Below are 14,073 nucleotides of genomic sequence, written 5' to 3' on the forward strand. Positions count from 1 at the left end.
CTGATCCTTACGTTGTGTCCGGGCCATGGCTACCGCTCTGCAGCGTCGGCGTAAAGTGCAGCCACCTCTGGAAAGCTCATTTTTCGAAAAGGTGAAGATCAGAATCCGCTGACCCATCCTATCGCCAGCGGGACGGTCAGAATGCTGGCGATGGTAGATAACAGGATGGCAGCAGATGCCCGTTGCGGGGCCACACCGTAGTGCGCAGCCAGCATGTAAACATTGCCTGCAACTGGTAAAGACGCCGCCGCGATTGCGACCATCGCAGGGAATGAGGCAACCGGGATCAGCCAAATCACCATAAGTGCCACGATAAACGGATGCAGCACCAGTTTGCAAAAACTCAACCAGCCCGCGATCTGGATGCGCTCGGCCGATTTGTCTGCCAGTGACGCCCCGATGGCAAACAGCGCCCCCGGCGTAGCCGCACCGCCCAGAATTGTCAGAAAATCATTAAGCGGGGCTGGTACAGGCACCTCTAACGCAGACCAGATCAATCCGGCGGAGATTGACAAGATCATGGGGTTTCTCAGCAGGCCAATCCCGATCAGGCGCATCGTCCCCAGGCTGAGTCGACCATCGCGGCCACCGTTGATCAGGATCACGATCAATGAGGAAAACACAACCAGATCAACCGTCAGCACCAACATCACTGGACCTATGGCAGCATCGGAGAATAAAAGCGCAAGCATGGGCAGGCCCAGAAACCCAACATTGCCAATAGCAGCACATTGCGCCTCGACCGCGGCGGTGGGGATGTCCAGCCCTCGGAGATAAGCGATAGCCGTCGCCAGCGCATAGACGCCAGCAGTGCCGATCAGATACCCGAGAACCAGCCGACCGTTGAAAATTTCGGCAAAGGGCAGGGTGGCGGCAAACCGGAATAGCATAGCCGACAAAGCAAAGAAAAACACGAACTTGGTTAGATATGCTGTCGCCTCGGGAGGGAAAAACCGGCTGCGTCCGGCCCAGAACCCCAGGCCGATGATTGCGAAAAAGGGGAGAGTGCGCAGAAATATCTCGACCATGGCAACGTGTTAACATGGCTGGTCAGGCTCGCAAGGTTGACGCACGGTCGGCGGTACGATTGAAGCCGTAACGTTGTGCCAAAACCGCTATCGGAGTGAAAAGCGTTGAAACTGAACCGAACGGTTTATAGTGTTGCAGGATATCGCAATCCGGAGACACCATGACCCAAGCCGCCACCATCCTGCGTACAGGCCGTAAATTCGACCAGGTGTTACGTGGGGCCCGAGAGGTTTTCATGGCGGATGGGTTTGAAGGTGCAAGCGTCGATGACATCGCGCGTGCGGCGGGTGTTTCGAAGGCAACGCTATACAGCTATTTCCCCGACAAGCGACTGTTGTTCACCGAGGTTGCCCAGACCGAATGTCGCCTGATGTCCGAGCGCATCCTGTCGATGATCGATGAGACCAAGCCAGCCCGCGAGGTGCTGACGATAGCAGCCACTCAGCTTACGGCTTTTCTCGTCTCGGACTTCGCGCAACAGGTCTTTCGCATATGTGTGGCCGAACGCGACCGATTCCCCGAGCTTGGTAAAGCGTTTTATGAAGCAGGACCGAGGAACGGCCAACGCCAGATGGCCGAATATTTGACCAAGGCGGTTAGCAAAGGTGAGTTGGCGGTTGAAGACGTCAACATCGCGGCCGAGCAGTTTTCTGAACTGTGCAAAGTCCGACTATGGGGCCGCGCGGCGTTCGGTATCCAAAATCGATTTGACCAGAACGAAATCGACGAGGTCGCATTGCAGGCCGTCGACATGTTTATGGCCCGCTACGGCGTTTGAACTGCGTAAGTTCGCCAGCGATAAGTCACATTGATGGTAAGAAGTCGTGTTGGTGCGGGTGGAGGGACTTGAACCCCCACGCCTTGCGGCGCCAGAACCTAAATCTGGTGCGTCTACCAATTTCGCCACACCCGCAACCCGATGCCGAAGCACCGCGACGACGCGCTGAATAGCAAAGCTTTTGAATGAGTGCGAGAGGTAAAATCAAGCGAGAGGGCAGTTTATTATCGTCTCGCTGGAAACAATCTTTTGCCCAAGTAAGTTTAACCAGAACTCGCATGTGCCAAATGTTAAAGAACGTGCCTTGGACAGTGAGAATGCGGTTTGGCCAGTCTTTTCAGCACGAACAGTGCTCAGGTGCTGGTTTTGGTCGTAATTTCACCTGTGTGAAGGCCCGTTTTCTGGTCCTTCTTTTTGTTTCCATTTAGCGAACATTTATCGCAATTTTTCTCTTTATCTTAAACTCGCATACGTTGAGTCGCTCAGAGATTACTTTGTGTGGGGCACATTTCAAAAAAGTGTAACTTGAGGTGAGTGGTTTCGTATCGAATTTCAATCAGAGGTTCCTTCGATCACAGAAATAGAAGTTATTTCTATATATTTCAAAAAAGTAAGAAGCAGCATGTAAATCCTTGACGCCACGGAACCTCGGACTTTTTAACAAGCAATCAAAGCCATAAAAACTTGGACAACTCGTCAACGTCGTGGCTTACACTCTCATAGGTTGAGGTTTTTCTATGAGACGCCATCATAATTGTGCCACATTTCAAACGCCAAAATATCCTATTCGCGTCAAAATAACACCGCGGTAATCGTAATTGATTGGGCGCAGGAGTTAATGAGTCTTTTTGCCTTCTGGCACCGTGCGAGTTTCTGCTCAACTCCAGAACAAGGGTCTCTGTCGTGACCAACCAGATCAAATCCGTTGCTTCCGAGCAAGACGCTGTCAGCCTTGCGCGTGAAAGCTTTATTGGCGAACTGAAAACCCTGAACCGTCAGCACCCTGGCACAGGATTCGGCGTCGCTCTCCGTACGCATTCGGGCAATCGCTACTTGCTGGCTAATGCCCGCATGCCGCTGCCTGCCAACAAAACAGATGATTTTCCGACCGGACGCCGTGTGGCTTGTTTGGAAAATGGTGAAGGCTTCAGTTCAATCGAAGTTCTGGCTGATTCTTTCGCATATGAATCGATTTCACCGCGAACCGAGGCCGCAATCCTCGGCAACGCGCTGGACCTGATCGCACGAATCGACACGCTTGCAAGCCTGCCTGACGGGGCAGGGAACCACATCGCTGCAACTGGTACCGGAGGCTGACCATGGCGCGAAACGACCACCTTCTGTCTGTCGGAAACGAGTCCCTGTCTGAGATGACAGAGGCAATGACCTCGTTGACGACACAGATCGACCAACTGACAGAGGTGGCGGATGCGCGGTCTTCCGCACGGCTGGCTGCGCTCAAGACCAAAATGGAGAATTTCACCGCCAGTGTCACGATGGTCGGGCAGGTGAAGGCCGGCAAATCCTCGATCGTGAACATATTGGCCGGGCGGCCAAATCTTTTGCCTTCGGATGTGAACCCGTGGACCTCGGTGGTTACAACGCTGAACATCAACACCCGCACAGAAGGCGACACCCGTTCCAAATTCACATTCTTCGAGCAGGAAGAATGGGACAATCTGATGGTTGGCGGCGGTCGTCTGGGCGAGTTGGCCAATCGAGCCGGTGCCGATGATGAGATGGACGATATTCGCCGTCAAATCGGCGAGATGAAGGCCAAATCAGAAGAGCGGCTTGGGAAGCACTTTGACCTGATTCTCGGTCAGAGCCACCAGTATGATTATTTCGACGATGAACTGATTCAGCGATATGTCTGCCTCGGGGATGAGGATGACCCGGATATCGACCCCAAGACGGGCCGTTTCGCCGATGTGACTAAATCGGCCGAGTTGTTCATGGATATCCCGCAATATCCGATCTCGCTCAAGCTCTGCGATACCCCAGGTGTGAACGATACCTTTATGGTACGCGAACAAATCACCCTACGCAGCCTGCGTGGATCAGAGGTGTGTGTTGTTGTTTTGGCTGCCAGCCAGGCGCTGACCACGATGGACATGGCGCTAATGCGGATCATCGCACAGTTCGAGAACCGCCAGATCATCCTGTTCGTGAACCGCATCGATGAATTGTCAGACCCGGTCAATCAAGTGCCTGAGATACGTGATCGTATTCAAGACACACTGAAACAGAACAACATAGACGCCAACACCAGCGTTGTTTTTGGCAGCGCTCTGTGGGCCGAGGCTGCGCTGACCGGAAACCCGGACATTCTAACTGAGGAATCGCGCGAGGCGTTGAACACCTTTTACCTGGCGGCTGGATTTGGCGATCAGGCTGCATCGCTGGATAAGATCTGGGCGCTATCAGGATTGCCTGATCTGCTGCTCGCCATGAATGAGCGTATCGCTGAGGGTGCAGGAACGCGTCTTTTGGATCGCGTTCGCCATCGGGCGCGCAACATCGCCAGCCAGATCCGGGCTACTGCAGTGGCCAAGACGCTGTCTAACTCTGACGGTATCGTTCGGGATCTGGACGGTGCGTCGCCCGAAGAAGCGATCGCAAAGGTTTCGGCTGAGTACGAAAAGAAAGCCTCGGAACTGACAACCAAGCTGCGCGACAAGGTATTAGAGCGACTTGCGTCTGCAGAAGCAAATTTTGTCAAACGTGCGACGGATTCTCTGATCTCACATCTGGAACAGAATGGTGAGCAGGGTACATGGCAATATGATCCGGCAGGTCTGCGCACCTTGCAGAAGGCGGCATATTTCAGCTTTGCCCGATCCATGCGTAAGGATGCCGGTGCTCTGTATTCGGCTGCTGCAGCGGATGTCGAGGCACTGTATCAGAAGCTGCTGGGCAACCACTTAGGTGAATTCAACATCGAAGCCCCGATCGTGCCGCGTGTACCCCCGCCATTAGGGATTGGCCGCACAATCGCACTGGACCTGCAGAGCACATGGTGGCGACGTTGGTGGCAACGCCGCAAAGGGTTTGAAGCTTATGCCGCAGACTATACGCGACTGATCGCGTCGGAGGCGAACTCGATCACCAAAGACATCGAGGAAAACCAGATCGCCGCCGTCTTAGAGAACGTGCGGGCCACGTTGACCGACTTTATTGCCGAACAGAAGGACACGCTGCTCAGCATCTCGCAATCGCCTGAAAGGGCTGCGGCCCAGATGGCCGAGCAGAAGCCGCAGAAATCACGTGACGATATTCTGGGCGATATCCTGAAAGACCTTAGTAACGAAGCAGCATAAGAAGAGTTATGGTAAAAGAATCACAAACCCGCTTCGTCTCTCCCAAGGCTTGGAACCGCATCGAGCAGTGGTCCCGCCGCAAACCTGTGTTTGCGCTCATGGGGGAATTCAGTGCAGGCAAATCGACGTTGATGAATTTCCTGCTGCGCAAACAGGCACTGCCGACGCAGGTCACAGCGACGCAACTGCCGCCGATCTGGTTCAGCTGGGGCAATCGACCCGCCTATATCAAACGCCATGATGGTAGTACGCAGAATATCGAATTGGATCAGCTTGAACAGGTTGGTGTCAACGACGCCCAGTTCATTCGCATCTTCCTTGAAGCCGACATTCTTGAGGCGGTCGACCTGATCGACACACCCGGCATTTCGGACCCGAAGATTTCGACGGATGTCTGGCAACGCGCAGTTGGCCAGGCCAATGGTGTGTTGTGGTGCACGCACTCGACCCAAGCTTGGCGGGAGACTGAACGTGCCACTTGGGTTTCGCTGCCAGAACGTCTGCAGCACAAGTCGCTGCTATTGGTGACGCGCGCAGATGCCTTGAATCAGAAAGACCGTCAAAAGGTCTTACGCCGTGTAAATCGGGAAGCGGGTCATTTGTTCAATCGCACGATCCTGTTCTCGGCCCGTGATGCCATCATGGCCCGTGACAAAACCGGCGACGCCGAGTTGTGGTCACGCAGCGGCGGCGGCAAGATGGTCGACAGTTTCCTTGAGATCACTGAGCAGATCATGGACAGCCGTGCGGATATGCTGTCGCGCTATCAAATTGACAAATCCCTGTCAGACGCACCCAAAGTTCAGCCATCGCGGCCCGAGAAAACCTCTGGCGATGCACCGCTGAAACTTGTCACGCCGATGGAAGATGACTCTGCCGAGAATGATGTGGTTACAAGTTTCCCGGTACGCCCTGCCCGCGTGGAGCGTCGCACCGAGGAATCCGGACAGGCGCGGATTGATGCAGAAGAAGCCGAGCGGATGCGCGCGGAAATGGCGACCGAAGCGGAGCCTGCTGATGAAGACTTACGTGCCTTGTTCTCTGACAAGACGGAAGATCCGCTGGATTTGAACCTCTTGGCAAACCCCATCACCGACGTGGATGAGTTTGATTTCATGGATGACGATGATGAGGAAGAGCAGGAAGATGCCGAACTGATCGTCTTGGGCGAAGAAGAGGACGAAGCGGAAGCAGTCGAAGCTGCGGACACCGAACAAGAGCCGTCAGAAGACGCCGAAGAATCATCAGATATCGAAGTATCGGTTTCGTCGATTACGGCCCTGTTGGCGGAACAGTCGGAAAACTCGGCAGACGAATATGAACCGGAGCCCGAATCGAATGCGCTGGCTCCAAACCGCGTCGTATCAATGGTGGGTGAAGCTGCTGCCGAAGAGATTGAAGATGCAGCCGATGACAAGGCAGATGATTTGGGCGATCGCCTCATAGAAACGCCACTCAGTGCTGCAGCAATGTGGGGTGAAATCGTGGCGCGTGAGAACCTGCCTGACGATGCAAATGGCCTGAAAAGCGCCTTTGCAGCATTCTTGTCCGAGTTTGACCAGATTGCGTTGGAACATGACGCTAAGCGGAATCAAGACATACCGCGCGCCGTTTCTGAGGCTCGCAAAAACGGCGGAGCGGAGTGGCATGCGATTTAGATTAAACCCGAAGGTGGGCATCTGAATGTCGATTGAATCTGCTCTGGCTTCGGCCATCGAAACCATACCCGACTGCATCGCAGCCGGGTATGTCGACATGGAGACCGGCATGTTATTGGGCGTCGACGCGTCGGACCAAGACAGCGCTGATGCGCTCGAAAATCTCGCACTTGCAGTAGCTAATCTGTTTCAGGGACGCGGTATGAAGGGATTCGAAGAACTTCTGCGTGCGGCAAAAATCGACGATACTGAACACCCCGGATTTGGGGAAATCGCGGTGTTCTCAAACGACCGGCTGCACATCTTTCTCAGGACAACAGAATATCCTGATCACGTGGTATGCTATATCTGCCGCGACAGCGCGAATGTCGGGCTGGCGCTTACGAAATCACATCTCAGCCTCGGGCCGGTGGCGGCCGCGGTGTAGACGGGACCAGAGGGGGTCACGCATGATGGATAGTGAAATACTGGATATGCTCGAAGGGATCGGGCGGACTTCGGTCGCGCGCTTATCGCCTGCAATCTACCTATCGGGTAGCAGCGCACTGTTACGCCGGAATGAGGTGCTGGGGGCCATCCGGGGCACGATCTTGCCTCGGCGTTTGGAATTTACGGCGGCTGACGGGGCAACTTTGGCTATCGAAGTCAACAGCTCTCGGGTCACCGACGTGTTCCGCTGTGCTTCGGGCCCTGTCCCGGATTTTGAAACCGAAGCACGCGAAAAACTGATCGAACGACTGGCGCAAGTGGTGTCGGAAATTGCAACGGCACCCGGCCCGCTTGAGTTGGTTTCTCTGCGCCCGGATACGGCGCTTGAGGTTGATGACGTAGGGGTTACCTTTTCGGAGGTCGAAGCGGCCTGCGCGCGGATTGAACTAACCGATGAGCCGCGCATGGCCATCGTTTCCGACCAGACCTTAGAACCGGAAGCTCAGCCAGAAACTGCGTCACAAGGCGCCACCAGTATTGCCGGAAAATTCTTTGAGGGCGCGGATCGGTTCGCATTAGGTCGAATACTGATCGGGTCGACTGAAGACGAGATGCAATTTGATGGGTTGTGTGCGCAGGGCCAAGACACACATCCGGGCACGGATATATTGACCAGATTCACCCGGGATCTGGCCGGATGGCAGGCCGATGGTTCCGATGCTTTAACTGATCCGCAGCTGATCGTCATTCGTCCGACAGGTGGACAAGGCGCGGGTCTCGCCATCTTGCGCGACGGTCAGGAAACCGCCGCCGCCGTTCATGACGCCCGCAAGCTGGGCGCTGTCGTCAACCTATGGAAAACATTGAATAGCGCCGTTGAATAACCGCGTTCCTGCCAAATAGTGTCCACTTTGCAAAGTTAAACAAAATACGAGTTACCAGGGTAAATCTTATGAGTGAGTTAAATCGCCGCGAGCTTATTCGCATCGCAGAAGACATGAACGGGACGAGCAATGACGAAACGCGTCACTTCATCTCGCGCATCGTTGACGACTTGTCGAACCTCAAGCCTTCGATAGCATTCGTAGGTCAAATCAAGGCCGGAAAATCGCGCTTGATCAACGGTTTCACCGGGCACGCAGAATATCTGCCCTCGGACGTGAACCCATGGACGACAGTGATCACCGACATGCATTTCGGTCATCCGTCCGGTCGGACGTCGGGCGCCGAGTTTCATTTCTTTGACAATCGCCAATGGCAGGCCCTGATCGCCGAAGGTGAAGAGTTACGCAACATGTTCCCTGATGAAGAGGACAGCTACAAGCGCGAGATGATCGAAGAGCAGGTCGAGGCAATGAAAACCCGCGCCAAGCTACGCTTGGGGGAAAGCTACAAACACCTTCTTGGCGAGCATCACGATCTGGATGAATTGACCTCGGATGACCTGGCGCGCTATGTCTGCGCCGGGGATGACCCGACAGATGAAGACCAGTATGACCCCGGTTCAGATCGGGGCCTTTACAGCGACATCACCCGTAAGGCCGAGGTCTATTTTGACATTGGCCATTTTCCGTATCCGGTGACAGTCACAGACACACCCGGTGTCAATGACCCGCTGCTGATCCGTGAAGAGATCTCGCGCCAGTATCTCAAGGAATCCGACTTTTTCGTCGTCGTGCTGTCTGCGCATCAGGCGTTGTCGCGGGCCGATCTGAAGCTATTCCGCCTGATGCAAGCGCTAGAGCTTGGTCAGATCGTGGTCTTCATCAACCGCGTGGACGAATTGGGTGGTGGCGCCGAAGATGCCGGCAAGGTGCGCACTGACGTATTGGATGGGCTCGAACAGGCGCTTGGCAACTCGGAGATTGACGTTCTGATGGGCAGCGCCCAATGGGCCCATTATGCGCTGACCGGGGATGAAACCGGAATCGACCATGATCAGATATTGGCGTGGCTGCGGGCGCATCCCGAACAGATGAAGCAATATCTTGACGGCGTCGAAGAGATCAAGCAAGGCCCCGGCCCCATCAGCCGCGAAGGTGTATTGCGATTTGCCGCGATGATCGCGTCGGGCCTGCCCGATCTGCGCCGTCATGTGACCAAAGCCCTGACCGAAGGACCGCGCCAAGAACAGCTTAATATTGCGTGGCAGCACCTCAACAGTTTTGCCCAAGGTGAGCTTGAGCGCAGCACTGCGCGGCTTCGTGCGATTGAAGAAAAGGATGGTCCCGACACAGCGGATGTCGAAGAAAACAACAAAACGCTTTCTGAGTTGCGCGCGCTAGTTGAAGATAAATCCAAGGCCATCACCAATGATATGGACGATGTACTGGCCAATTTGCGAGGTGTTATGGATGACACCGTCGCCGAGGCTGTCTCGATCGTTGTGCGCGGCCCTGATGGGCAATCGCCTTTGCTGGCCAAAGACGGAGATACCGAGCTGAACTTTACGCCTCTGCGTGAGCGAATGCGCGAGCTTGTCCAGGGCGCGACCCAGGTGGTGCGGCAGCGCATGCTTAGTGAGCTTTACGCAATCGATATGCAGACCAATGCTGCTTTGCGCGCCCTGCCCGGATGGCAGGAACCCGCGGACAATCGCATGAATACCAGCGCGGTGCGTTGGTTCCGTCCGAATACAAGCGCACTGACGCGTGGCATCACGGTTGAGTTGCGTGTGACATGGCTGTCGCGACTGATATCGCGTCGCAGTGTGTTGAACCGCGCCGAACGGATGATCGTTCAAGAGTTTGAGATGATCGGAGACGATCTTGTAGATACCGCCAGAAGCGACCTTATCGAACGGATGAAAACCGTTCTTGACCATTATATGGCGCTGCTGGCCGGGCATCTGGAACATCGCGCAGGCCCCGATGGGTCGAACGCGCGCGCCGAAGCGCAACGTGCGGTTGACGAAGCGCGGCGCATCAGCGATGAACTAGGGGCGGTGCACGGAACTGCACCAGTGGACACTCGACAGGCAGAGGCCGCAGAATGATTGAATTCCCCGGAACCGAGAAGGAAGTGCGCCAGCTAGAGCGTTTCCTGACCGCCACCGAAAATGCTCCCTCATCGGCAGAGCTGGATGATATGCGCGCCCGCGCGCTGGCCCATGCCGAGCGGCTTTCGAACGCGGTTTCCATTGGTTTTGCCGGGGAGTTTGGAGCCGGAAAGTCCAGCCTTGCCAACATGCTGGCGGGGGCAGACATTCTGCCCACCGGGCCGCAGCATCTGAAATTGCCCCTGGTGATCGTGGCCTATGCTGATACGCCTGAGACAACCGTTGGTTGGTGGGACAAGGAACCCAAAGTCTATTCGGGTATAGCGCTGGAAAAGGCAGCGGCGGACGAACCCGATTTCATCTCGGTCGGGTTGAACACCCCTGCCCTGCAGGAGATTTCGCTGTTTGATCTGCCCGGTGCCGGTGCACTGGATGATACCTACAAACAGACTCTAAATTTGCTCGACTATGTGGATTGTGCGATCTGGTGCACCAATGGCACCAACGCCTGGCGTGAAACCGAACGCCATTTGTGGTCGCAGGTCCCTCAAAAGCTGCGCAATAACAGCTTGTTGGCTGTAACACATGCCGATTTGCCTCCGGTGCGGGATGCTCTGGATCGGGTAGTCGCACGCCTGAACAAGGAGAAGGGCGATTTGTTTCGCGCGGTTGTGACCATCGGCACCCCGGTAGCGGTACGGGCCATGGAACAAGAGCCTGAACCCGACTTTGCTTTGTGGGAAACCTGTGGCGGGCAGAACTTGGCAGAACAGGTTTTGCACATTGCCTCTGATCACCGTCGCCATGATCTTGAGGCCGCCCAAAAAGATCTGGCTGAAGAGTTTATGCCTTATCTGGAGAACCTTACTGGTGCGGCTTCGACAGATGGCGCTGAGGCCGACGGCAATACTGTGCAGGCAAGCCTAGAGGCCGCCCTGCCCCCCCTGGACAATCCAATCCTTGAAGACTGGCTTGCGGCCATCGCCAGCATTTACAACGATCTGCGCGAAAGCTCAGATATTGAACCGGCGGCCTTCCTGCAAAGCTGTCAGGAAATCGTCGAGGATTTTGCCGAAAGGTTAGAATCTGGTACCGAAATCGATCCCAAAGCAGACTGGATTCCGGCCGAGTTTGAAAAGGCCACTGACCTGTTGCTGTTGCTGCAGTTTGAAACCGGGGACGCACCGCTGAAGGATGCAATAAGCATTCTCGCACAGCTCAGCGACAATCTGGCTTGGGCGGGCAGCTCTGTTGCGTCGGCGCCCCCAAAAACCGGCACATAAGTTTTTCCCGCTTGAATTGAGCCGCATCGCAGCGATTCGAAGCGTTCGGAATCGCCGCGATATTGTTTCGAATTCGTGGACCAAGCCTCTATTTCGGCGGTATAGAATCCATTTCTTCCATCAGGCAAACACAACATATAGTGTAATGAAGGTTTGGACCGACTATATAGGCGATTTCATTTTTTGTGATCCATAGTGAAGCCATCAGGCGGCCCCAATAAAGTCAAATTTGAAACGTCTAACCGTCTTAAGTGTCCTGCGGTTGTGTTTGGTTGTGAGTTCGCGGGCTGAAGCCCTGGTTATCTATGCCGCAATAAACGAGTAGAATGGGCGGGAAGAAATGAGCCACAACCAGGCGGTCGGCGCAACGCACGACGAACCTCAGATCGAAGTATTGCAGCCAGGCGCAAAGCTGCTGCGCGGACAGTATGAAATCCTCCGGTTCCTAAGCAACGGCGGGTTTGGGATCACCTATCTCGCGCGCGATAGTCTGGATCGCGATGTGGTCATCAAGGAATGCTATCCGGGGGCGCTCTGTCAGCGGAATGGTGATCTGGTCGAACCTGCCAACCCTGACCACAAAGAAGACCTGCGCTCCATTATCGACCTGTTCATTCAGGAAGCACGCAACCATGCGCGGCTGGTTCATCCCAACATCGTCGACGTGCATCAGGTGTTTGAGGACAACGACACCGCTTATATCGCGATGGACCTGATCCGCGGATGCGATCTTCTGGATTATGTCGAAAAACCCGAAAACAAGAGCGGACCGGACTTTATCGTTCAGGTCACCGAAAAAATGCTGTCTGCGGTGTCGTTCATTCACCAAAGCGGCATGCTACATCGCGATATTTCACCCGACAATATCCTGATCGATGAGAATGGCGAACCCATCCTGATCGACTTTGGCGCAGCACGCGAGCAGGCGGCACACAAGTCAGCGGCGCTATTGACGCTGCGCGTGATTAAGGACGGGTACTCGCCGCACGAATTTTATGTGCGTGGCGCGGATCAGGGCCCCAGCAGTGACCTCTATGTACTGGCTGCAACGCTGTATCATGCGATCAGCGGCGAGCGACCGATTGATGGCCAGACACGTTTGAATGCGTTCAACAACGGCCAAGACGATCCTTATGAACCGCTGACAGGGCGATTCAAAGGTTATCCTGACGGGTTCCTTGAGGCGATCGACAAAGCAATGGAAGTGCACGCCACTGACCGTGTGCAAACCGCATTGGACTGGCTGCGTATGTTCCGTGGTCCCGGTGTGATGTTCGACAGTTTCGCGTATCGCCCTGTTTCGGTCATTGTTGGCATGGATCGCAAAGACGAAGAGGCCGAAAAAGAACGGATCAAAGCCGAAAGCGAGAATGCGGAGGCCGTCGTGACCGCGCTGCTGGCCGGGAACTCTGATCTGGCCCTCGGGAACGAGGAAAAAACGGAAGACACTCTTGCTAAATTTGCACCTCAGGACGAGGCCGTTGCTGCAGTCGACACCGTTGTAAAAAGCGGCTCGGGCGGCAGTGGCAAGATGATCGCGGGTATCGCGATTGTATTGGCGGCACTGGCCGGAGGTGGATACTTCGTAATGACGGGCGATCAGAAATCGCCCGAGGCAACTCCGGTGACTGCAGAGGCTCCGACTACTCCGGTGCCCGCAGAAGCAGCTCCGGAACCCGTCGAGCAGACCGCCGAAGCCACAACAGAGCCGCAACAGGCCGAAGTCGCTTTGGCATCAGAACCAGAAGCGGCGCAGGAACAACCTGTCGAGCAGGCTAATGAGGTGCCGGAAGCCGCCATTGTGTCAGAGCAGCAACCCGAAGAAATCGCTTTGGTGGAACCTGAAGTAGTGGAACCTGAAGTGACGGAACCTACGGTTGAAGACATCACACCCATCGCACCTGCGACGCCGGTAAATCTAGCCGAAAACCAGGTTGCATTTGGGCACTGGGATATTGAGATTCCATTCACGATGTCCAAGCGTCGCAGCTCGACCGGGAGTGTCATTGCCATCAATGGATTGAACGCCGGTCAAGATAGGTCGGTGATCGGGGATTGGGTCGAACGGGGCGCTACGATTTTTACTCTGAATGGTGAACCTATTCGTCCGGACACAACGCTTGCATCGTATGTTCTAGATAATTTCTCGGTCGATCCAGACGGGTATATCCGTGTAGCAGCGCGCTATCGCAGTCTGGGCGAAACGCGCGCGCAGAATGGATTGCTGGCCCTGCCCGCCTTCCGCAGTTTTGGCCTTCTGAACGGTTATTCGTTTGATGTGGCTCATGCGGGCGAGGCAGGTTGGCAAACCGTCGTCGCATCTGTTCCGGAAGAAGTTGCTGGCAGTTTGCAGCGGGGGGATGTGCTGCTGCGCGAAACACAGACTGGTGTCTCGATTAATGAGCCCGAGAGTCTGGACGGCATCCTTGCTCAACTTGTTTCCGACAACCAACCCGAGGCGCGCCTAAGCATTCTGCGCAACGGAGCTGAAAGTACTGCGGTCATGCAACTAACGCAGGAGTGATCGCCCAGTTGATGTGACTATCGCCAGGTCAGTGTGCTGGGGGTGCCGCCCATC

The 14,073-nt window shown here is 55.2% G+C and carries 10 protein-coding genes and 1 tRNA gene; 9 read left to right on the forward strand and 2 right to left on the reverse strand.

Annotation, left to right across the window (positions count from 1 at the left end; all coding sequences use genetic code 11):
- Positions 1–98: 98 nt before the first annotated feature.
- Complete coding sequence (locus ACR0KC_RS09610; protein WP_480706139.1) at positions 99–1,028, reverse strand: AEC family transporter; 930 nt, start codon at positions 1,026–1,028, stop codon at positions 99–101.
- Positions 1,029–1,189: 161 nt separating this feature from the next.
- On the opposite strand from ACR0KC_RS09610, the gene ACR0KC_RS09615 reads away from it, so the two are divergent.
- Positions 1,190–1,807, forward strand: coding sequence for a TetR/AcrR family transcriptional regulator (locus ACR0KC_RS09615; protein WP_170407287.1), 618 nt, complete (start codon positions 1,190–1,192; stop codon positions 1,805–1,807).
- Positions 1,808–1,857: 50 nt separating this feature from the next.
- On the opposite strand, the gene ACR0KC_RS09620 is transcribed toward ACR0KC_RS09615, so the two are convergent.
- Positions 1,858–1,942 (reverse strand) — tRNA-Leu (locus tag ACR0KC_RS09620).
- Positions 1,943–2,710: 768 nt separating this feature from the next.
- Here ACR0KC_RS09620 and ACR0KC_RS09625 point away from each other — a divergent pair.
- The 8 genes from ACR0KC_RS09625 (at position 2,711) to ACR0KC_RS09660 (ending at position 14,019) form a co-directional block, all read left to right on the forward strand.
- The gene (locus tag ACR0KC_RS09625) at positions 2,711–3,124 is read left to right on the forward strand and encodes a hypothetical protein (protein WP_170393931.1); all 414 of its coding nucleotides are present in this window, start codon (positions 2,711–2,713) and stop codon (positions 3,122–3,124) included.
- 2 nt (positions 3,125–3,126) lie between these two features.
- Entirely contained in the window at positions 3,127–5,127 is a 2,001-nt protein-coding gene (locus ACR0KC_RS09630; protein WP_170393929.1) for a dynamin family protein, read from the forward strand.
- A gap of 8 nt (positions 5,128–5,135) precedes the next feature.
- Positions 5,136–6,785 (forward strand): dynamin family protein, encoded by a 1,650-nt coding sequence (locus tag ACR0KC_RS09635; RefSeq protein WP_170393927.1) that lies wholly within the window; start codon positions 5,136–5,138, stop codon positions 6,783–6,785.
- A gap of 25 nt (positions 6,786–6,810) precedes the next feature.
- Positions 6,811–7,212, forward strand: coding sequence for a hypothetical protein (locus ACR0KC_RS09640; protein WP_170393925.1), 402 nt, complete (start codon positions 6,811–6,813; stop codon positions 7,210–7,212).
- Between the two features lie 22 nt (positions 7,213–7,234).
- Complete coding sequence (locus ACR0KC_RS09645) at positions 7,235–8,098, forward strand: hypothetical protein (RefSeq protein ID WP_480706141.1); 864 nt, start codon at positions 7,235–7,237, stop codon at positions 8,096–8,098.
- Between the two features lie 68 nt (positions 8,099–8,166).
- On the forward strand, positions 8,167–10,209 hold the full coding sequence (locus tag ACR0KC_RS09650; protein ID WP_480706143.1) for a dynamin family protein: 2,043 nt from the start codon (positions 8,167–8,169) through the stop codon (positions 10,207–10,209).
- The gene (locus ACR0KC_RS09655; RefSeq protein WP_170818332.1) at positions 10,206–11,495 is read left to right on the forward strand and encodes a dynamin family protein; all 1,290 of its coding nucleotides are present in this window, start codon (positions 10,206–10,208) and stop codon (positions 11,493–11,495) included. Before ACR0KC_RS09650 ends, ACR0KC_RS09655 begins: the two co-directional genes overlap by 4 nt.
- Positions 11,496–11,835: 340 nt before the next feature.
- Positions 11,836–14,019 (forward strand): serine/threonine protein kinase, encoded by a 2,184-nt coding sequence (locus tag ACR0KC_RS09660; protein WP_480706147.1) that lies wholly within the window; start codon positions 11,836–11,838, stop codon positions 14,017–14,019.
- Positions 14,020–14,073 lie beyond the last annotated feature (54 nt).

The organism is Ruegeria sp. CF3 (genome assembly GCF_056537365.1).